This is a genomic window from Acinetobacter albensis, assembly GCF_900095025.1.
Taxonomy (GTDB): Bacteria; Pseudomonadota; Gammaproteobacteria; order Pseudomonadales; family Moraxellaceae; genus Acinetobacter; species Acinetobacter albensis.
Window position 1 is genome coordinate 1 of the sequence record NZ_FMBK01000020.1, and the last position, 21,261, is coordinate 21,261.

Sequence of the window (21,261 nt, forward strand, 5' to 3'; positions counted from 1 at the left end):
AAGCGCGTAGTGCTGCATAAGATGAATCAATGTAAATAAAACCTCTACGGAGGTTTTATTTTTTAGGGATGAGTAATATCGGAGATTCAAGGGTATAACCTGTTTCAAAAGGAATGCCTAAATATTTAACCACTGCCAAAACTTTCTGTTGATGTGGAATTTTATAAACTTGAGAAATGCTTATACCGTGCTGATAAGCTAGAGCTTGATGTTTCTGACTTTGATAATTTTTGCTTCTTAACTGATAGGTATACGTATATTTGGGTATAAATTTATTTGGGTCATACCAAGACTTTTCTTTAGAAGTAATTTTATTGAGTACATGAGCTTTGACTGTATTGGGAGCGAGCTTTATTAATGGCTGAAGTCGATTTTTAATGTTAAGAATTTCTTGATCAAATAACTGACTATTTTGATCGTAATCAATTTTTTGGGTTTTTGGGTTGATATATAAAGAGTTGACCTGAATTATTTTTTCAGGTGTTTTGTTATTTTTGAATTGATAATAATAAAGCTGAGGCAGGCGACCTCGACCATCGTGATAATGTTTGAGCAAATAGACTTTTTGGTCTTGGCTTTCATATCCAAGTATTTCTATATTTTGAGGACCGCCGACTGTGGCAAAACTCAGTGAAGGAGTAAAAATAAATAAATAGAATAATTTTTTAATTTTAAACATAGTGAAACCTTATAAGTGCGATTGATAATATTTTCTAAAATATAATATTCACTTTAATGTAAATATTAAAATTCTATTTAAAAATATTAAAATTTTTGGTTGGAAATTCTAAATATATTATGAATTATATTAATAAAAATAATTATATGCTTGTTGGGACTTTTTATTTTTTGAGAAAACATTCAAGATTATGTATTTATTTTTAATAAAAATTCTTATTTAGTTATACAAGAGTGAATAATTTGTACTTTTGTTTTGTCGTGTTTTTTATTGTATTATTGTGTGTTATTGAGTTATTTAAGATAAAATTATTAGATAGGATCAAAAAATGAATATTATTAAATTTATTAAAAGTTTTAATACGGTAAATACTTATTTATTCATGGCTATTATTACTTTAATAGTCTTGGTGATACATTTTTATTTTATTAATCCTTTCTGATAATGAGATTTATTTGTATTTATGAGGTTGTAAGTTTTAACTATTAATCAATAAGAATGTAAAAAAGAAATTTAAAACTGCGATATAAATAATGTAGTCAATAAAAAACCCAGTCCTACACTGGGTTTTTTATTTAAATTTAGTTATTCAGCGCTGGTGTTGCGGCAGCAATTGCAGCGGCAACTGCATCATCTTCAGATTGAGCATCTGAGTTTGACTGATTCGATGTTGCGGACGTTGGTTTATCTTCGGCTTTAGGTGCAACTGGCTTTTGTGCTTCTGGTTTAGATGGCGCTTGTGGCGGAACATCTCGTACTTCACGACGAACTTCAGTCGTTGTATTTTCAGTTTCAGTTCGTTCAACTTCGACCTGTGTCGGAACTTCAGCTTCTGAATTATCTATTGAGTTTAATGGTTCAAACTGAGTAGATTCTACTGCCTCAGAACTCTGCGCCGGTTGGGTTGTTTCGACTTGTTCTTGTTCATCGTCTTTCGGTGTTTCTTTCTTGACACATGCCGTTAATATTAAGCTTGCTGCGATCACACCACAAAGTAAAAGTTTTTTATTCATAATTCACAAAATTAAGCATTAATTAAGATGCCCTTATTATAACAGCAAATATGAATATAAAAATCCTCTTCAGTCCCTCTAATTTTTTATCGGAAATGCTGATAGAATAATCAATTGCTTATTGTTCTATGAATTGATGCGGATTGACTTTGCTTTCTTGGTACAGAGTAAAGTAAAATTGCGCAACATTGCAGGCCGATTTAGGCTCGATTGTACGAGAAACCCAATGACCCATTTTATTTTCGTGACTGGTGGTGTAGTTTCATCACTCGGTAAAGGTATTTCAGCTGCTTCAGTTGCTGCACTTTTAGAAGCCCGTGGTTTAAAAGTAACCATGGTCAAAATGGATCCATACATTAATGTCGATCCAGGGACAATGAGTCCTTTCCAGCATGGTGAAGTTTTTGTCACAGAAGATGGTGCTGAAACTGACCTAGATTTGGGTTATTACGAACGTTTCTTGCGTCGTGCGAAAATGACCAAACTCAATAACTTTACTTCAGGTCGTGTTTATCAAGATGTACTGAATAAAGAACGTCGTGGTGACTACCTTGGTGGAACTGTTCAAGTTATTCCCCATATTACAGACAACATTAAAGAACGTGTTCTTCGCGCAGGTGAAGGCTATGACGTTGCGATTGTTGAAATTGGCGGTACGGTAGGTGACATTGAATCTCTCCCATTCATGGAATCTGTGCGTCAACTGATGGTCGAACTGGGTCATAAACGTACCATGCTCATGCATTTAACGTTACTTCCATATATTAAATCTGCAGCAGAGCTTAAAACTAAGCCTACACAACATTCGGTAAAAGAATTGTTGTCGATTGGGATTCAGCCAGACATTTTAATTTGTCGTACTGAATATGATGTAGATGCTGATACCACACGTAAAATTGCATTATTTACCAATGTACAAGCACGTGCGGTTGTCGTCTGTAAAGATGCGCGTTCAATTTATCAAATTCCGCGTACTTTCTATGAACAAAATGTTGATGATTTAATTTGTGAACGTTTTGGTTATGACCTTCCTGAAGCTGATTTAACAGATTGGGATAATGTGGTGGAAGCATTACTTAACCCTGAATACACAGTGCGTGTTGCGATGGTTGGTAAATATATTGAGCTTCCAGATGCGTATAAGTCTGTAAATGAAGCTTTACTGCATGCGGGAATTAAAAATCGCGTTAAAGTTCAAATTGACTATGTCAATGCTGAAGAGCTTGAAAGTCAAGATGTAACGGTTGTATTGAAAGATGCTGATGCGATTCTTGTTCCAGGTGGTTTTGGTGAGCGCGGTACTGAAGGCAAAATGAAAGCTATTCAATTTGCTCGTGAGAATGGTATTCCATTCCTCGGTATTTGTTTAGGTATGCAGCTTGCTGTAATTGAATATGCACGGAATGTTGCGGGTATTGTCGATGCAACATCTACAGAATTTAATCGTTCGACCAAATCTCCATTAATCGGTTTAATTACTGAGTGGTTAGATGAGCGTGGTGAGGTTCAGCAACGTTCTGTAGAGTCGGATCTAGGTGGAACCATGCGTTTAGGTGCTCAAAAATCAGAATTGGTTGAAGGTACAAAAACACGTGAGATTTATGGCAGTGCTGACATTATTGAACGTCATCGTCATCGCTATGAAATGAATAACCGCTTTATTCCTGCACTTGAAGAGGCAGGTATGAAAATTTCGGGCTATTCACCTGTACAACACTTAGTAGAAACAGTTGAAATACCACAACATCCTTGGTTTATTGCTGTACAATTCCATCCGGAATTTACAAGTTCTCCACGTGATGGGCATCCATTATTTGCGAGTTTTATTGAGGCTGCGAAAAAGCAGTTTCAAAAGAATAAATAATGTTGGTCTAGGAATATACTAGGAAGTTTAAATGTCACCACTAAAACCACAAGAAATTGTACGTTTAGGCGATATCCAGATGGCAAATCATTTGCCATTTGTATTGTTCGGCGGAATGAATGTACTTGAGTCAAAAGATTTAGCTTTTGAAATTGCTGAAACCTATGTGGATATCTGTACACGTCTAGATATTCCATATGTATTTAAAGCAAGCTTCGATAAAGCCAATCGTTCAAGCTTGACCTCTTTTCGTGGTCCAGGTTTGGAAAAAGGACTAGAGTGGTTAGCGGACATTAAAAAACATTTTAATGTGCCAATCATTACCGATGTACATGAGCCATATCAAGCAGCTGAAGTGGCTGAAGTGGCTGACATTATCCAGCTTCCTGCGTTTTTAAGTCGCCAGACCGATTTGGTCGAGGCGATGGCAAAAACCAATGCCATTATCAACATCAAAAAAGCACAGTTCCTTGCACCGCATGAAATGCGCCACATTTTAAATAAATGTTTAGAAGCAGGCAATGACAAGCTTATTCTGTGTGAACGTGGTTCAGCATTTGGTTATAACAACTTGGTTGTAGATATGCTGGGCTTTGATCACATGAAAGAAATGAATGTGCCAGTATTCTTTGATGTGACCCATGCGCTTCAAACTCCAGGTGGACGTGCGGATTCTGCCGGTGGGCGTCGTGCACAAATCACGACCTTGGCGCGTGCAGGTATGGCAACAGGTCTAGCTGGTTTGTTCTTAGAAGCACATCCAGATCCAGAGAATGCAAAATGTGATGGTCCATGTGCATTACGTATGTCGCAGCTTGAGCCATTTTTGGCGCAATTAAAAGAATTGGATACCTTAGTTAAAGGTTTCAAAAAGTTAGATACACACTGAGTTTATACTCTTGTGCTGCTTGAAATGCAGCTCATATTAATCAACTGAGGAATAGTTCATGAGTCAAATCGTTGACATTCGTGCACGTGAAATTTTGGACTCTCGTGGTAACCCAACCATCGAAGCAGACGTAATCTTAGAATCTGGCGTAGTTGGCCGTGCATGTGCACCATCTGGTGCTTCAACTGGTTCTCGTGAAGCTTTAGAACTTCGTGATGGCGATAAAGCACGTTATTTAGGTAAAGGTGTTAAAACTGCGGTTAACAACGTAAACACGCTAATCCGTGATGCTTTATTAGGTAAATCAGTATTTGAACAAAAAGACATCGATAACACGATGATTGCTTTGGATGGGACTGAAAACAAAGAAAAATTGGGTGCAAATGCAACTTTAGCTGTATCGCTGGCTGCTGCTCGTGCTGCTGCTGATGAAAAGAAAATTCCATTGTTCCAATACATCGCAGATTTACGTGGTCAATCAATTTTGACGATGCCTGTGCCTATGATGAACATCATCAATGGTGGTTCACATGCAGACAATAATGTAGATATTCAAGAATTTATGATTGAGCCTGTTGGCTTTTCTTCATTCTCTGAAGCATTGCGTGCGGGTGCTGAAATCTTCCATTCTTTAAAGTCAGTGCTAAACAAAAAAGGTTTAAACACTGCTGTTGGTGATGAAGGTGGTTTTGCACCAAACTTGCGTTCAAACGAAGAAGCGATCACGGTCATTCTTGAAGCAATTGGTCAAACAGGCTACAAAGCAGGTTCTGACATTATGCTTGCGCTTGACTGTGCATCTTCAGAATTCTACAAAAATGGTCAATACATTCTTGCAGGTGAAGGTAATAAAGCATTCACAAGCAACCAGTTTTCTGACTATTTAGCGGGTCTTGTAAACCAATATCCAATTATCTCAATCGAAGATGGTTTGGATGAGTCAGATTGGGAAGGTTGGTCTTACTTAACATCGATCCTTGGCGACAAAATCCAGTTGGTGGGTGATGACTTGTTCGTTACCAACCCAAAAATTCTTCAGCGTGGTATTAATGAGAAAGTTGGTAACTCTATCTTAATCAAATACAACCAAATTGGTACGTTGACTGAAACATTAGATGCAATCTATCTTGCGAAAGCAAATGGTTACTCTACTGTGATTTCACACCGTTCTGGCGAAACTGAAGATTCAACCATTGCGGATCTTGCTGTTGGTACTGCTGCGGGTCAAATCAAGACAGGTTCACTGTGCCGTTCTGATCGTGTTGCGAAATATAACCAATTGCTTCGTATTGAAGAATTGACAAATGCTGCTTACCGCGGTAAAGCTGAATTCAAAGGTTTGAACTAAGCGACTGCAATGTCATTCATGTTAAATATATTCGACTCCATCGTGAGTAAAGTATTATTGGGCCTTGCGATCATTTTGATCGCGGGGTTTCAGTATTTGTTTTGGTTTGGTGAGGGTGGTTTCCATGATCATCAAAAATTAGCGCAAAAAATTCAACAACAAACAGAAATTAATTCAGAATTAAAAGAACGTAATCGTGTTCTGGCAGCAGAAGTGTTTGATTTGAAAAATGGTATCGAAGCCATTGAAGAACATGCTCGCCTTGATCTGGGTTTGATTAAACCGCATGAAACATTTGTGCAAATGAGTATGATTGGAACACAATATAGACCTGTTTATATTGATCCAAATGCCAACGTTGATTTAAGAACAAATGAAGATGGCAATCAAGAAGTTACAGTAAATGAACCCTAAACTTTGGGCTGTTATTCCTGCGGCGGGTTCTGGACGACGTTTTTCTCAAACAGAGTTAAAACAATATCAAATCATTCAAGGTCAAACGGTGTTACAGCATACTGTGGCTCGTTTAAATTGTTTACCACTTTCGGGTTATGTTTTGGCTTCGAGTGAAAATGATTCAATAATTCACACTTTAAAATTTGCGCAATCCGAGAAAGCTCATTTCTGTGAAGGTGGTGCTGAGCGTGTTAATTCGGTGCTGAATGCTTTGCAATATTTAAGTCAATTTGCCTCATTAGATGATTTGGTTTTGGTGCATGATGCAGCGCGTCCATGTGTCACTCAAGATTGCTTAAATCAGTTGGTTAATGCGGCAATACAAGAAAAGAGTAGTGCAATTTTAGCCATTCCTGTTCGTGATACATTGAAGCGTGTTGAAGAGCAAAATACCATTAGTCAAACTGTGAGTCGTCATGATTTATGGCAAGCACAGACACCACAAATTGCAAAATTAGGTGTCTTAAAAGCTGCGATTGAACAAGCATTGTTGAGTGGCATCAATATTACCGATGAAGCCAGTGCTTTAGAATATACAGGTGAAACTGTAAAAGTAGTGCAGGGCCGTTCAGACAATATTAAAATTACCTATGCTGATGATTTAGAATTGGCTAAACTCATTTTATCCTCACAAAAATAAAATAAAAAAAGCCTCCAGATGTATTATCTGCCTAGCTTTAATTTTATAATTTATCAACTCCTCTCTATGTTTAAATATTTCCAATGATACCATCACCGCAGTATCGTTTTTTACGTCACTCTTTACGTGATGGTAGAAGCATTAAAGACAATTCATCGAAGTGGAAAAAATGGCATTTAGATCCATGGTTATTATGTTTTTTGGTTCTGAATTCCGCTTTAGGGTTGATGGTCATCTACAGCGCATCTGGACAAGATTCACAAATGGTATTACGTCAAGCCATTAGTTTTGGTGTTGGTTTTATTGCATTATTTATTTGCGCGCAAATTCCACCTAAAGTTTATCAGGCCATCAGTCCTTACTTTTATGTATTGGCCATGTTGATGTTGGTGTTGGTGTTGGTGGTAGGTGAAACGCGCATGGGGGCTAAAAGGTGGATATCATTGCCTGGTATTGGCAGTATGCAACCCAGCGAATTTATGAAATTTGCCATGCCTTTGATGATGGCATGGTATTTCTCAAGACGTCCATTTCCACCTAAACTTTTAGATATTATTGTGGCTTTGGTGTTGATGCTAATTCCCTTTGTATTGGTATTATTACAACCCGATATGAATATTGGACTGATTATTCCTGGTGTTTTCGTTCTATTTTTAAGTGGCATGTCGTGGAAACTGATTGCGGGTGCATTCTCAGCCTTGGCTGTTGCAGCACCTGCTTTATGGATGTTTGTGTTTCAGGAATATCAGAAAAAGCGTGTGTTAACTTTATTTGATCCTGAGTCAGATGCTTTGGGAGCAGGTTGGAATATTATTCAATCCAAAATTGCAATTGGTTCTGGTGGTTTTACAGGTAAAGGTTATTTGGGCGGTACTCAGTCTCATTTAGGTTATTTACCTGAACATCACACTGATTTTATTATGTCCACTTATGCAGAAGAATTTGGATTTATTGGTGTTTTTTTGCTGATCAGCTTGTTTGCTGCAATTATTATTCGTTGTCTTATGATTGGAGTTAATAGTTTTCATAATTTTGGACGTTTATATGCAGGTGCAATTGGGCTGACCTTTTTCTTTTTTGTATTTTTAAGTTCAGGAATGGTGAGCGGTATTCTGCCTGTAACAGGTGATCCATTACCATTAATGAGTTATGGTGGTACAGCAGTAATTTCAATGTTAGCCAGTATGGGTATTGTAATGTCCATTCATAGTCATCGTTAAATCTTTTATTCAGCAATTGATGAGAACAAATTTTCTGACTTATTTATGAATATTTTAGTTTTTTTATGATCTTTGCATCCTCACGATTGGATGTTTTGTTGAATGTGACAAGCGCATTTCTAATAAGAGTAGATATGAGTGATGGTGAAATAAGAATATAAATGCTATGAATTAAAATAGAAAATCCTCATTCTGAGTCTAGCTATATTGAACTTGTGCAAAAATTTAAATCGTTTGAATAGAATTATAAATTGCTAAAAGACCACCCTAAGGTGGTCTTTTTTTTTGAACAGTTAAAAGTTTACTTTGGAATTAAAATTTAACTTCCATGCCTAAGCCATAAACGCTTTCATCAGCATTACCTTTCTTCGGTGAATTATCCCATTCACGTTGAACGGCGTTCGCAAATAGTTTGGTTTGGCTATTAAGCTTATAGTCTGCACCAATACCCCATTGGTCTACAGAGCTATCACCAGATGCTCCGCCAAGCACTGCGTAGTCCGTATCTGCTTGTTGATATTGAGCTTTAAGCGTCCATGGTGTATTTGCAAGTTTGTAAGTTGCAGAGATTAACCATGCATTTTCTTCAACTTTGTTATAATCACCTGCATATTCAGGTGTAACCGTGAAAGGTTTAATATTGCTATAGTCTGAAATCTCTGCAGTCTGCCACATCGCACCAACAGATAAACCAGGAGCACCAATTTTTCCAAGATCAAAAGATCCGCCTACACGGATTGCATCAGCAGGGGCATTTGAAATTCCCACCGCAGCAAAATCACCTACCGACTTGAAGTTTCCTGCGATAACGCCTTCAAAGCCGATATCTTTATTGGCATATGAAAGTGAAGTAGAAAGTCCATCACCTAAACTGTCACGTTTTCCATCTACATATTTAGTGGTATCACTTGTAGACTCACCTTGTTGAGTTTGAAGTGCAAAGACTAAACCACCCAATAGTTTAGGATCTGTTTCAATCCCAATGACATTTTCTATGCGTTCTTCACCGTACATCATTTCTTTGATGTCAGCGTGAGCATAATCATTAAATACGTCGCGGTATCCAGTACCAGCATCTTTAAATGGGGTATCCATGATACCTGCTTTTAAAGTACCGAGATTAGCCCACTTTAAACCAGCGAAAATATTACGTTTTTTAAATACGTCATCACCACCATCTACGTCTACTTCCCATTCAGCTTGATAGACAGCAGAAAGTTGTTCTGTTAATTTCTCTTCGCCTTTAACACCTAAACGTGAAGCATTCGAGTTTAATTCAGTAACAGTATCCTTACCATTATCATAGCTATCAACACTTACATTCAACTTTCCGTATAAAGTTGGCGCCGCTTGTGCTGCGCTTAAGCTTAAAGTTGTAACTGCTGCAGCGAGAAGCAATTTTTTCATCGAGATTTCTCCAAAACACTGTTCTTAATGGCCTTAGCCTTGCTTAACTTTTCTTTTTAGTCGGCTTGAGTACAAAAAGTTACAGAAGCTAACCAACTTGCTAAGCAGTATCTGTAAAATTTGTGACAGTGAAGTGAAAGATAAATGACAGTTTCATGACGTGTTTGAGTTTGATATTTGTTTTTATATTTCTTTTTTTATTAAAGAGTTATAAAAAAATGAAGCCTAAGCTTCATTTTTTAAGTATTCAAAATTAAAGTGCAGCTTTAATTTTTTCAGCTAAAACTTTAATTTTTTCTTGGTCACCCATGTGTAAAGCATGTTTACCTAATTCATGAATGGAGCTTGGAATTAAATGGAAATGTACATGCGGTACAGTTTGACCGGCTGCCGCACCTGAAAGTTGCATCAGTACAATACCCTTAACTTCAAGTGCTTGTTCCATTGCTTTTGCCACCTTTTGCACAATCTGAATGGTATACGCTGCGGCTTCAGGTGCAAGGTCAAGCAAAGTTATAGCAGGAGATTTGGGAATAACCAATGTGTGACCTTCGGCTTGTGGCATGATATCCATAAAGGCCAAAACCTGATCATCTTCATAAATTTTAATTGCAGGCAGTTCATTACGAATAATGCGTGCAAAAATGTTTTGATCATCGTAAACCATTTTTATTCCTTGAAAGTCATTGAGTTCAGAATTAATTACAGTTTAATTCTTTCTGACGTTCTTTAATGGTGTCAAGTTTTTGCTGTTCTTTTTCAGAAAATTTCGGTTTGGTGGTATAGCAGTTATCATTACCGAATTTCGCTTTTGCTTCGCTATCTTTAAAACAAAAACCTTTTGATGCATAAATGACATCATGATCATTTTTTAATTTTTGACATTCTTGATCTGCACTTGCTGCAAATGTATTTGCCCCGATTAAGGTCACAAAGCTTGCAAACATTGCAACTATAAACTTGTTCATAAAAGTTTCCTCAGGTTTAATACTGTGTAGTTATATAAACACAATATTAGGTTGTTATTATGATTATTCAATGGCGACTTATTGCTCAATTGTAATTTTACTTCATAATTGATTTGAAAAATAATAAAAATGTTATATATCAATTGCTTTTAAATCCTATTTTGAAATAGTTATTTAAGTTTTATTTATATTCAGCACAGTTAATCTTGGGACTCTTGACTAAAATGAAAAGATTACTGGCTTGAAAGAACTATGTAAATCAACTTACCCAAAGACTGCTATAAAGACTGTGAGTTTACTCAAACTATAACGGTGTAATTTTAAGTGTTGAATAGTATCGTTCAATAGGTCAATTCAATCACACTGATACAGGTTTTGACTTGAAACAGTGATAATCAATTGTTTACAGTTAAAAGCAAAGTAAAAGGGCTGAATAAGTGAAACGAATTTTTGATTTTTTAAGCAAATTCATTCAAAAAAATGTGGATGCTGACCATCAAGCCATCGCAACAGCGACAGATTCAAATTTGTCCCATATGTCAGCTAGTGCGATTGACCAGATGAGGACAAGTTCGTTTGGCGTAAATCTAATTTGTGGTTTCGAGGGGAAACGACTTTTGGCTTATGACGATGGTGTGGGCGTTTGGAGTATTGGATTTGGTACCACGCTTTACCCAAATGGTATTAAAGTCAAAAAAGGGGATAGCTGTACAGAATCACAAGCTAAAGCTTATATGACACATGATTTGAAAAGATTTGAAACAATAGTGAATAATAAGGTGACTGTGCCGCTGAATCAAAATCAATTCGATGCACTGGTATCATTGGCTTATAACATCGGAGCGACTGCATTTAGTCAATCAACTTTGGTGAAAAAGCTGAATGCTGATGATAGGCATGGTGCGGCACAGCAATTTGATGTGTGGATAAATGCTGGAGGTAAGCGCATGCAAGGTCTCGTTAATCGACGTCAGGCAGAAAAAAGCTTGTTTCTAAAATGAGTCTTCTGAATTACCCCATTATTTTTATCTGGATAAAAATAATGGGGTAAAAATATTTTGTTTTTAGTTTCTTCTAAAATTACTGAGTACTATTTTTGCGCCTTATTGCTGGAATATGCTTTAACTCAGTAGTTGATTAGATCGTTAAAATTACTCTAAAGTGATTTTGCTCCATGATTCATAAATTTTTACAGCACTTGAGAAGTCACTGTCTTGATTAGACAAATCACTGGAAGCTTGAATAAGGCTTTGAGTTAAAGCAATAACAGGTGCAGATAGTTTTGCCTCTCGAATTAAATCTAAAGCAATACCTGTATCCTTAGCCAAGAGTGGTAAAGCAAAAGTAAGCGGAAAACTACGGTTTAAAATACGTTGTGGTAATACTGTTTCAGTCACACCACTTTTGCCACTGGATGCATTAATGCAGTCTAAAGCTGCATGTAGATCAACACCATGCGCTTTTAAAGCGGTAAAACCTTCAGCAACCGAACATAAATTTACAGCTAAAAGCATATTATTGACTGCTTTAACTGAAAATCCTGTGCCAGCACCACCGACATGTTTAATCAATTTACCAAAAGCTTGAATGGCGGGTAGTGCATTTTCAAAAGCTGTAGTTTCACCACCGACCATAACCGTTAACGTGGCAGTTTCCGCCCCAATGGTTTGACCACTAACAGGAGCATCGAGAAAATCAACCTGTTGTAGTTTAAGTTGTTCAGATAAAAATTTAGCAGATTCAGGCACACCACTGGTGCAATCGACCCAGATCGCACCCGATTTAATACTTACACTCGCAATGAGTTGTTCGACTTCTTTGCTGGTGGGCAGGCACGAAAAAATAACATCTGCTTGAACAGCTTGATGTAGGTCCACTGCTTGAGTGCCATATTCAGTTGCGTGTTGTTGGGCTTTTTCAAAATTACGATTCCACACATAGACCGTATCAAAATGTTGAGGTAAATGTGCCGCCATTCGGTAACCCATTGCGCCCAAACCAATAAATGCAACTGATTGAATCATTTTCTATCCTTTATATTCTGCTTGATCTTTGTTTAAGCCAACTGGTCATGACTGGCCAGAACTCATTGGCAGTGGTTTGATTGGATATCATTCCTAGATGCCCGCCCGGAATTAGCTTAAATGTAACATCTTGACTGCTGGTCAATTCCGTTAATGGCTGAATTGCTTCTGCTGATACAATTTGATCGCTACGACCTGCACCCACTAGTAAAGCGCAGTTGATATTTTTTAATTCAATTTTTTGATCTTGTAATTGAATCACACCATTTTTCAGCGGATTTCTGAGCCAAATATTAAATAGCATATCTTGGTTAATTCCGCCCGGATAATCAATCATCTGATTTAAGAAAGCACCCATAGTGGCATGTTCATAAAGTGCTTGTCTATTGTCTAGATTGAACCAAAGTTGTTTTTGACTTTGAATCCATCCCATCGGGTCAATCATTTTAAAACCAAGAGCATTTAATAAGCCAGGAGAGTGGATAAAATGCTTTGGTATCATTTCCGAATACAGTTTGTTTTGCAGAGTTTTATTTTTGGCCAGTAATTGATTGGCAGTGTGAAAAATTTTACCCGTACTTCCTGATGCATGGCTATCTATAGGGCTACCCAAAACCATGAGATTTTTAACAAAATGGGGTTGCCTTAATGCGGTATATAACAATACAAATATACCCGCCATACTCCAGCCATGTAATGAAATTTGATCACTGTTCGAATGGTTGCGAATTTGATCTATACAATGTGGAATTGCATCATCAATAAATGACATGAAATTTAAAAAACGATCTTTATAATTGTATTGCCCCCATTCGACTAAATACACATCAAAACCACTATTTTGAAAATGTTTCACTAATGAACGATAAGGAAATAAATCGTAAATGGCCATATTAATGGCAAGTGGAGCAACAAAAACCAACGGTTCTTTGTATTCCTTTTTAGGTGAGGCATAGTAACGAATGCGTGTTTTTTTATATTCGGCAATAATATCGTAAGGCGTCGTCTGTGACAGAACCAGTGACCGAGAATTAAATAAACGGGTAGATAAATTTTTCAGCTTAATTTTATGTTTTGCCATTTTATTTCTAATGTGAATCATAAGAAGCCGAGTGATATATGAATGAATTACTGAAAGTGTAGGTGATATTTATGCATTATACCTTGACCTTAAATACATTAGGCGCTCAAAATGTTGGCATTATTCGCTAACACAGTTCAGGACTGGGGAACTATAAATGAGCCAACAAGATGACATTGAATACCAATTAGATACTTTAGCCATTCGTACAGGTCATACCCGTAGTTTCGAAGGTGAACATGCAGAACCGATTTTCCTGACTTCATCGTTTGTTTATGAAAATGCCGCAGAAGCCGCAGCTAAGTTTTCAGGTCAAGAACCCGGTAATATTTACTCTCGATTTACCAATCCGACGGTTGCTATGTTTGAAAAACGTTTAGCTGCTTTAGAAGGCGCTGAACGTGCTGTTGCGACCAGCACAGGAATGGCTGCGATTATGGCAGTTGCAATGTCTTATCTAAAATTGGGCGATCATGTTATTTGTTCACGGGCTGTATTTGGTTCAACCGTTTCTTTATTTGAAAAATATATTGCTAAATTTGGTGTAAGCATCGATTTTGTAGACTTAACAGATTTAAATGCATGGAAAAATGCAGTTAAACCTGAAACTAAATTACTATTTGTTGAATCTCCGTCAAATCCACTTTCTGAAATTGCAGATATTCAATCACTGGCTGATATCGCACATGCCAATGGTGCATTACTTGCAATTGATAACAGTTTCTGTACACCAGTTTTGCAACAACCGCTTAAGTTTGGTGCAGATTTAGTGGTGTATTCTGCAACCAAATATTTGGATGGGCAAGGGCGTGCCTTGGGTGGTGCTGTCGTAGGCAATCACCAATTACTTGAAGAAGTTTTTGGTTATGTACGTACTACAGGACCTTCAATGAGCCCTTTCAATGCCTGGGTATTTTTAAAAGGTCTGGAAACTTTACGTTTACGTATGCGCGAACATTCAGCAAGTGCACAGAAATTAGCTGAATTCCTAGTTGCACATAAAAGTGTCGAAAAAGTTTACTATGCAGGTTTGCCAGCACATGTTGGACATGAACTTGCTGCCAAACAACAAACAGGTTTTGGTGGGATCGTTTCATTTGAAGTAAAAGGTGGGCGTGACGAGGCGTGGAAAATCATCGATAATACCCAATTTATTTCAATTACTGGTAATTTGGGTGATGCAAAATCCACTATTACGCATCCTGCGACCACAACGCATGGAAAATTATCAGTCGACGCGAAAGAGGCAGCAGGTATTCGTGAAGGTTTAATTCGTGTATCTGTTGGTTTAGAAGATATTGATGATATTATTCGCGATCTAAGTCGTGGTTTAGACCTCATCTAATTCAAGATTTTAATTTAAAATTATTTGTTCGGAGATTTTTATGAACATTAACATGTTAATGCAGCAAGCTCAGCGTATGCAAAAAGACGTTGAAACTAACATGAAAAAGGCAAAAGAAGAGTTAGCGCAAACTGAAGTGCATGCCGAAGCAGGTGGTGGTTTGGTAAAAGTTACGATGACATGCCGTAATGTAGTCAAACGAATTGAGATTAGTCCTGAACTTTTGCAAGATGATGCGGATATGATTGAGGATTTGATTGCTGCTGCAATGAATGATGCTGCGCGTCAAGCTGAAACAATTTCAGAAGAAAAAATGAAATCAGCAAACTCTGGTATGGGCTTACCACCAGGCCTTTCAGGTTTATTCTAAGGAAGACGTTTAGTGTTTAGTGATCGTTTTGATCAGCTGGTTCAAGCTTTACGTATTTTGCCGAGTGTTGGGCCAAAATCGGCTCAACGCATGGCCTTACACCTGATTATGAAAAATAGAGAAGGTGCAATTGGGCTGGCACATGCTTTAAACGAAGCAAGTACTTATATTCATGAATGTAGTATTTGTCATTCCTTGACTGAAAATGAAGTTTGTGACATCTGCATTTCGCATGAGCGTGATGATCAGTTGCTGTGTGTGGTGGAATCACCTGCTGATGTCATGGCAATTGAACAAAGTGGAAGTTTTCGTGGGAAATATCATGTATTGGGCGGGCATTTATCCCCATTGGATGGCATTGGACCCGAAGAAATTGGTATTCCTTATTTAATTCAACGTTTGAGTCAGGGGCATGTTTCTGAAGTCATCTTAGCGACCAATGCGACAGTTGAAGGTCAGGCAACGGCACATTATTTGGTAGAAGCCACCAAGCATTTATCTGTGCAGATGACCAGAATTGCTCAAGGTGTACCTCAGGGTGGTGAACTTGAATATGTTGATAGTCATACATTAAGCCAAGCTGTACATAATCGTATGCGAATGAAGTAAGTGCAAAAGCACTTATTTCATCATATTTTGATTTAATTTTTTTTAACTTATGATTTTAAATCAATTTTGAAATTATACAAAAAATATATAAAAAATGATGATTTCAAAATTTAGACACTAAAAATATAAGCAATCGCTATGTTTGTCGTCAAATTTCTTATATCTAAATGCTATATATAGGTTAATATACTTTTAAAGAGAATCTTACATTCGACTCGGGAATATGTTTCAGTTTATTCAGCAACAAAAAGACTTAGAAAATATTTTGCAATTAATGAATTGCACTTCCATTTATGGGCTAGACACAGAATTTATCAAGGTAGATACCTTGTGGCCTAAATTGGGTGTATTTCAAATTAATGTTGCAGAACAGGTTTTTTTGCTCGATGGTACAAGTTTAGATTTGTCTGCATTTTGGGAAAAATTATTTAAAGCGCAGCAAAATATTTTTCATGCTTGTAGTGAAGATATCGATCTGATTTATCATTATGCGCAGCAAAAAACATTAAATAATGTATTTGATACCCAAGTTGGACTGTCTTTTTTAGGTCATGGCTTACAAGTCAGCTATCAAAATGCTTTGAAACAAATTCTTGATATCGATATTGATAAAGATCAAACCCGATCAGATTGGTTGGCACGTCCACTTAGCCCCGAACAACTTAGTTACGCGGCAAATGATGTTCTGTATTTGATGGATTTATCCAAGACTATTCAGCATCAATTGGCCCAAAAAAATGTATTAGATTTTGCCCTCGAAGATTGCCGTCATTTAACGTATGAAATTGGTCAAGAAACTCCATTAGAGTTACTTTATTTGGATATGGGGAACTATCGTCATTCGCGTCGTCAGCTTATGCAATTACAACAGCTGGCAGTATGGCGTGAGAAAATGGTTAAAGCTTTAAATTATCCACGTAGTTTTATTCTTAAATCCTCAACCATGATTGACTTGGTTGAAAAAAATCCGCGTAATCATTTTCAGCTGTGTAATATTAAAGATATTCGTCAAAATATTGTGCGTGATTATGGTAAAACCATTTTAGATTTACTCAATTGCTTACCTGAACAAGCAGAATGGCCACTTCGTTTAGTACGCCCAATTCGTAACTCATCCAAAGAAATGAGTGAAAATGTGGAGCAGGTCATTCAGGCTGTTATGCAAGAAACTGATATTCCAAAAGAAGTATTGATACGTAAAAAATGGATGCATGCTTTATATCAGCATGTAGTCTTTCATAACGATGAACAAGATTTACCTAATTATCTTTTAGGATGGCGATATGAGTTGCTAACTCAGCCTTTAATTAAGGTATTGCATGCAGATAAAAATTACCTGTCTAGTCAAATGAAAGTCGTTGAATAATTTTAAAGCGATTGATTAAAGAATTATCATTTATACAAAATCTAGACCGATGCGTTAATAATCATTCATGTATCGGTCTTTTTTTTGTTGTATGCTTGAGCTAAGTTTTATGAGTCCCGTTCTAAATATGCACTGTTCAATTTATAAATCCAGTAAAAAAGATGAAATGTATCTTTATATCGCCCGTCCTGAGTCTACCGAAAACCAAACTGATGCTTTAAATCCGCTTGAGGTTTTACCTGAAGCTATGCGTGCCGCTTTTGGTCGTGCAACATTTGTAATGGATTTGGAATTATCAGAACAGCGTAAATTGTCTCGTGTGAATGTTTTACATGTGATGGATTCTATTCAAAATAAAGGATTTTTTATTCAAGTCCCACCAGAGGGATTAATTAATCCGAATGCAGCTGCACCAGAAGGGTTGCGTGGTGCTTAAAATGAATTCAGGAGTTGTATAATGAATAGTTTCTTTGCACTACTTGATTCAATTCCTGAAGATAGCATTGCGATTACGGTATATTTGTTGGGCAGTTTTATTCTTCTTTGGTCATGGTATGCGATAGCAAAGCGTTTGCCTAAGCCCATCGGTGCTATCACGTGGATCATTGGATTTGCAATTTTACTTACACCGACAGTGTCTGAAGGAAATAATGCTTCCATCGCACCGGCTATTTTCGGATTGTTATTTGGTATTTTGACCAAAGAAAATAGTTTGGTCTGGTCAAATGCCTCACTTATTTTATTTGTAATCGGTTTGGGTTTGGTTGTGGGTTATTTATATTCAAAATATTCCCTCAACAAAAAAAAATTTGTCGTCACAAAAAATAGCTCACCACTTTAATTAAAAACAATAAAGGTTAAATCATGTCTGTTGATACTCAACATTTTGCTGGTACAGATCAGTATATTGCGACTGAAAGTCTAAAATTGGCAGTTAAAGCTGCGCGTGCGTTGCAAAAACCACTTTTAGTCAAAGGTGAGCCAGGTACAGGTAAAACCTTACTTGCAGAGCAAGTGGCGCAAAGTTTAGGTCTTGAACTAAAAACATGGCATATCAAATCGACCACAAAAGCGCAGCAAGGTTTATATGAATATGATGCTGTATCGCGTTTACGTGATAGCCAGTTAGGTGATGATCGGGTTTATGACATCAAAAATTATATTAAACCTGGAAAATTGTGGGAAGCATTTACAAGCGAAGAGCGCTGTGTATTGTTGATTGATGAAATTGATAAAGCAGACATTGAATTTCCTAATGACCTTTTACATGAACTGGATAAAATGTCCTTCTATGTTTATGAAACGGGAGAAACCATCACTGCAACGCAACGCCCCATCGTGATTATCACATCCAACAATGAAAAAGAATTGCCTGATGCTTTCTTACGCCGTTGTTTTTTTCATTATATTGAATTCCCTGATGAAGCCACAATGCGCGATATTATTGACGTGCATTTCTCAAAAATTTCCGCAACTTTGGTGAATGAAGCTTTACAGATTTTCTTTAAACTTCGTCAAATTCCAGGATTAAAGAAACCGCCTTCAACTTCAGAATTAATTGATTGGTTAAGTTTGCTTATGGCAGATGATATGCCAGAAGATGTATTGCGCAATCACGATAAATCAAAAGCTATTCCACCGTTATATGGTGCGCTGATTAAAAACGAGCAAGATGTACAATTGCTTGAGCGTTTAGCCTTTATGTCACGTCGATAAGCAGGAGACATCGCTCATGTTCGTGCGATTGTTTTATACATTACGACGTTACGGCGTACCCGTTTCGACGCGAGAATTGATCGATTTAAATCAGGCGGTCAGTGAAGGTTTGGTTTTTGCAGATCAAGATGAGTTTTATCAACTTGCTAAAACGGTGATGGTCAAAGATGAGCGTTTCTTTGATAAATTTGACCGAGCTATGAAAGACTATTTTGAGGGTATTTCAACTTTTGATTTGGATGATTTGCTGAAACAAGTCGACAAGTTACCCAAAGACTGGTTTGATTTAGAGCTACTTGAAAAACATTTGACACCTGAACAACGTGAAGAACTCAAAAAAGCAGGTTCTCTTGAAGAGCTGATGAAAATGCTGGAAGAGCGTCTACGTGAGCAACACAAAAAGCATCAAGGTGGTAACAAAATGATTGGCACGGGTGGTACATCGCCATTTGGTGCCTTTGGTGACCATCCTGAAGGTGTTCGTATAGGCGGCCCAGGACGTAAACGTTCCGCAGTGAAGGTCTGGGAACAGCGCAAATATCAAAATTTGGATGATGAACAAATTTTAGGTACACGCCAAATGCAAATGGTCTTGCGTCGTTTACGTAAATTTGCGCGTCAAGGTGCGGCTGAAGAGTTGGACATTAATGGCACCATTCGTGAAACCGCCAAGCAAGGGATTTTAGATGTTCAATTAGTGCCAGAGCGCCGTAATCGAATAAAAGTTTTGATGTTATTTGATGTGGGCGGATCTATGGATTCCCATATTGCCCAATGTGAAAAACTATTTAGTGCCGCAAAAACAGAATTTAAAACGCTCGAGTATTTTTATTTCCATAACTGTTTATATGACTATGTCTGGAAAGACAATATTAGACGTTCAAATACGCGTATGAATACATGGGACTTGTTTAATACCTATGGACGAGACTATCGTGTCATTGTCGTGGGGGATGCCAGTATGGCACCTTATGAGTTAACTTCAGCGGGTGGCTCGGTTGAATATATGAATGATGAAGCCGGTAGTGTCTGGTTACAACGTTTACGTCAACATTTTGAAAAAACGGCTTGGCTTAATCCTGAACAAGATGATTATTGGCATTACACGCATACGATTGGACAGGTAAAGCAAATCTTTGAAGATCATATGTATCCGATGACTCTGAAAGGCGTAGAAGATATGACCAAGTATTTGGCGCGTTAATTCTCAGTTTTAAAAGTTTAAAGTTCAAAAAACCTCTCGATATGAGAGGTTTTTGCTTAAATACGATTCATTAACTTGCAATATATTGTTGTAATTGATCAATCAATTTGCGTTGATCATCCATAACAGCTTTCACTAAATCGCCGATAGAAATTAAACCAATCAGTTTTTCATTTTCAAGCACAGGCAAATGACGTAGATGACGATCTGTCATTAAACTTAAACAATCTTCTACAGTAGTGGATTTAGTGACGGTTAAAACTTTAGACGTCATAATTTCACTTACGGTGGTTTCTTTTGAAGTACGTTCCATCAAAATCACTTTACGAGTGTAATCGCGTTCAGAAAGTATCCCCACCACTTTATCTTCCACAGTCACCACTAACGCACCAATACCTTTATCTGCCATTAGTGAAATTGCTTCAAGTACAGTAGATTCAGGGCTAATTGTAAAAATAGTTCGTTCAACTTTATCCTGAATAACTTGGGCTACATTACTCATTTATGGTTATCCTTTGTTATGAATTGCTCTACATTCAACTTAGCGCGAAATCAGTAAAATGCAAATACTTTTCAAATCAAAAATTTAATTTATCTTTGATTATTTACGATTTATGTCGGTTTAAGCAGGTTTGTATGACTCAGAAAAAAAGAAATGACGCATTTGTTGAGTGGTCAATTTAAATTTTTGACTTGATGAATTACACAAAGCGGGCGTTACATTTAAACGAGTCAAGGTTGGTAAAAGGGATTCCTGAAAATCTTGAGAGGTAATTTTACGTGGCGTATAATTTGGCCAGTGAAGTTTTGCATATTTATGGGCTTGAACATTATTAAGCCAAAATGGAAAAATAAAATCTTCATGGTCTGACATCATTGCCCAACCTTGCTGATGGTAAAGTCCCCAAAGTACACCGCAATACATCATCGATTTTAAAATAGTAATTTTAAAAAATAAATCTTTAGGCAGTGGTTGTAATGAATTGATCTGATTCATGTCAAAAATAGTTTGTGATTTCAGTATCTATTGTAATAATTTTATGTGAAAGTTCAGTGTAAGCT

Annotated in this window: 24 protein-coding genes; 15 read left to right on the forward strand and 9 right to left on the reverse strand. The window is 37.0% G+C overall.

Going from position 1 to position 21,261, the window contains the following annotated elements:
• Positions 1-55 precede the first annotated feature (55 nt).
• Together GA0116959_RS13705 and GA0116959_RS13710 are read right to left on the reverse strand one after the other, a co-directional pair.
• On the reverse strand, positions 56-679 hold the full coding sequence (locus tag GA0116959_RS13705; RefSeq protein ID WP_092721151.1) for an aminotransferase: 624 nt from the start codon (positions 677-679) through the stop codon (positions 56-58).
• Positions 680-1,260: 581 nt separating this feature from the next.
• On the reverse strand, positions 1,261-1,692 hold the full coding sequence (locus GA0116959_RS13710; protein WP_053580192.1) for an internalin: 432 nt from the start codon (positions 1,690-1,692) through the stop codon (positions 1,261-1,263).
• Between the two features lie 226 nt (positions 1,693-1,918).
• Between GA0116959_RS13710 and GA0116959_RS13715 the strand changes: the two genes are divergently transcribed.
• The 6 genes from GA0116959_RS13715 to rodA all read left to right on the forward strand — a co-directional run bounded on the left by GA0116959_RS13715 (position 1,919) and on the right by rodA (position 8,109).
• Entirely contained in the window at positions 1,919-3,556 is a 1,638-nt protein-coding gene (locus GA0116959_RS13715; RefSeq protein WP_092721152.1) for a CTP synthase, read from the forward strand.
• 31 nt (positions 3,557-3,587) lie between these two features.
• A complete protein-coding gene (kdsA, locus tag GA0116959_RS13720) occupies positions 3,588-4,445 on the forward strand; it encodes a 3-deoxy-8-phosphooctulonate synthase (RefSeq protein WP_053580194.1) in 858 nt (285 codons plus the stop codon).
• Positions 4,446-4,503: 58 nt separating this feature from the next.
• Positions 4,504-5,793 (forward strand): phosphopyruvate hydratase, encoded by a 1,290-nt coding sequence (eno, locus tag GA0116959_RS13725; RefSeq protein WP_053580195.1) that lies wholly within the window; start codon positions 4,504-4,506, stop codon positions 5,791-5,793.
• 18 nt (positions 5,794-5,811) lie between these two features.
• Positions 5,812-6,207, forward strand: coding sequence for a septum formation initiator family protein (locus GA0116959_RS13730; RefSeq protein ID WP_053580333.1), 396 nt, complete (start codon positions 5,812-5,814; stop codon positions 6,205-6,207).
• Entirely contained in the window at positions 6,197-6,889 is a 693-nt protein-coding gene (gene ispD / locus GA0116959_RS13735) for a 2-C-methyl-D-erythritol 4-phosphate cytidylyltransferase (protein WP_092721153.1), read from the forward strand. The genes GA0116959_RS13730 and ispD overlap by 11 nt, the downstream gene beginning before the upstream one ends.
• Before the next feature lie 83 nt (positions 6,890-6,972).
• A complete protein-coding gene (gene rodA / locus GA0116959_RS13740) occupies positions 6,973-8,109 on the forward strand; it encodes a rod shape-determining protein RodA (protein WP_092721154.1) in 1,137 nt (378 codons plus the stop codon).
• 312 nt (positions 8,110-8,421) lie between these two features.
• Here rodA and GA0116959_RS13745 read toward each other — a convergent pair whose 3' ends face one another.
• The 3 genes from GA0116959_RS13745 to GA0116959_RS13755 form a co-directional block, all read right to left on the reverse strand.
• Positions 8,422-9,516 (reverse strand): porin, encoded by a 1,095-nt coding sequence (locus tag GA0116959_RS13745; RefSeq protein ID WP_092721155.1) that lies wholly within the window; start codon positions 9,514-9,516, stop codon positions 8,422-8,424.
• Between the two features lie 253 nt (positions 9,517-9,769).
• On the reverse strand, positions 9,770-10,183 hold the full coding sequence (locus GA0116959_RS13750) for an HIT family protein (RefSeq protein WP_053577789.1): 414 nt from the start codon (positions 10,181-10,183) through the stop codon (positions 9,770-9,772).
• 31 nt (positions 10,184-10,214) lie between these two features.
• Complete coding sequence (locus tag GA0116959_RS13755) at positions 10,215-10,484, reverse strand: YARHG domain-containing protein (RefSeq protein ID WP_092721156.1); 270 nt, start codon at positions 10,482-10,484, stop codon at positions 10,215-10,217.
• Between the two features lie 437 nt (positions 10,485-10,921).
• Here GA0116959_RS13755 and GA0116959_RS13760 point away from each other — a divergent pair, with 437 nt between their 5' ends.
• Positions 10,922-11,485: a lysozyme gene (locus GA0116959_RS13760; RefSeq protein ID WP_244878606.1), complete on the forward strand. Its 564-nt coding sequence runs from the start codon at positions 10,922-10,924 to the stop codon at positions 11,483-11,485.
• Positions 11,486-11,635: 150 nt separating this feature from the next.
• Here the strand turns inward: GA0116959_RS13760 and GA0116959_RS13765 are convergent, their stop codons facing one another.
• A complete protein-coding gene (locus GA0116959_RS13765; protein WP_092721157.1) occupies positions 11,636-12,508 on the reverse strand; it encodes an NAD(P)-dependent oxidoreductase in 873 nt (290 codons plus the stop codon).
• Positions 12,509-12,518: 10 nt separating this feature from the next.
• On the reverse strand, positions 12,519-13,610 hold the full coding sequence (locus GA0116959_RS13770) for an alpha/beta fold hydrolase (protein ID WP_092721158.1): 1,092 nt from the start codon (positions 13,608-13,610) through the stop codon (positions 12,519-12,521).
• A gap of 136 nt (positions 13,611-13,746) precedes the next feature.
• Here GA0116959_RS13770 and GA0116959_RS13775 point away from each other — a divergent pair, with 136 nt between their 5' ends.
• The 8 genes from GA0116959_RS13775 (at position 13,747) to GA0116959_RS13810 (ending at position 20,199) form a co-directional block, all read left to right on the forward strand.
• The gene (locus GA0116959_RS13775) at positions 13,747-14,934 is read left to right on the forward strand and encodes an O-succinylhomoserine sulfhydrylase (RefSeq protein WP_092721159.1); all 1,188 of its coding nucleotides are present in this window, start codon (positions 13,747-13,749) and stop codon (positions 14,932-14,934) included.
• Positions 14,935-14,974: 40 nt separating this feature from the next.
• Positions 14,975-15,304, forward strand: coding sequence for a YbaB/EbfC family nucleoid-associated protein (locus tag GA0116959_RS13780; RefSeq protein ID WP_053577795.1), 330 nt, complete (start codon positions 14,975-14,977; stop codon positions 15,302-15,304).
• A 12-nt stretch (positions 15,305-15,316) separates the two neighbouring features.
• A complete protein-coding gene (recR, locus tag GA0116959_RS13785) occupies positions 15,317-15,913 on the forward strand; it encodes a recombination mediator RecR (protein WP_092721160.1) in 597 nt (198 codons plus the stop codon).
• Positions 15,914-16,136: 223 nt separating this feature from the next.
• On the forward strand, positions 16,137-17,279 hold the full coding sequence (locus GA0116959_RS13790) for a ribonuclease D (protein ID WP_053577797.1): 1,143 nt from the start codon (positions 16,137-16,139) through the stop codon (positions 17,277-17,279).
• Positions 17,280-17,406: 127 nt separating this feature from the next.
• The gene (locus GA0116959_RS13795; RefSeq protein ID WP_092721161.1) at positions 17,407-17,715 is read left to right on the forward strand and encodes a YcgL domain-containing protein; all 309 of its coding nucleotides are present in this window, start codon (positions 17,407-17,409) and stop codon (positions 17,713-17,715) included.
• 21 nt (positions 17,716-17,736) lie between these two features.
• A complete protein-coding gene (locus tag GA0116959_RS13800) occupies positions 17,737-18,120 on the forward strand; it encodes a hypothetical protein (protein WP_092721162.1) in 384 nt (127 codons plus the stop codon).
• 23 nt (positions 18,121-18,143) lie between these two features.
• The gene (locus GA0116959_RS13805) at positions 18,144-18,995 is read left to right on the forward strand and encodes an AAA family ATPase (protein WP_092721163.1); all 852 of its coding nucleotides are present in this window, start codon (positions 18,144-18,146) and stop codon (positions 18,993-18,995) included.
• A 16-nt stretch (positions 18,996-19,011) separates the two neighbouring features.
• Complete coding sequence (locus tag GA0116959_RS13810; protein ID WP_092721164.1) at positions 19,012-20,199, forward strand: vWA domain-containing protein; 1,188 nt, start codon at positions 19,012-19,014, stop codon at positions 20,197-20,199.
• A 70-nt stretch (positions 20,200-20,269) separates the two neighbouring features.
• On the opposite strand, the gene GA0116959_RS13815 is transcribed toward GA0116959_RS13810, so the two are convergent.
• On the reverse strand, positions 20,270-20,701 hold the full coding sequence (locus GA0116959_RS13815) for a CBS domain-containing protein (RefSeq protein ID WP_053577802.1): 432 nt from the start codon (positions 20,699-20,701) through the stop codon (positions 20,270-20,272).
• 120 nt (positions 20,702-20,821) lie between these two features.
• Positions 20,822-21,196, reverse strand: a complete 375-nt coding sequence (locus GA0116959_RS13820) for a DUF2750 domain-containing protein (protein ID WP_053577803.1) — start codon at positions 21,194-21,196, stop codon at positions 20,822-20,824.
• Positions 21,197-21,261 lie beyond the last annotated feature (65 nt).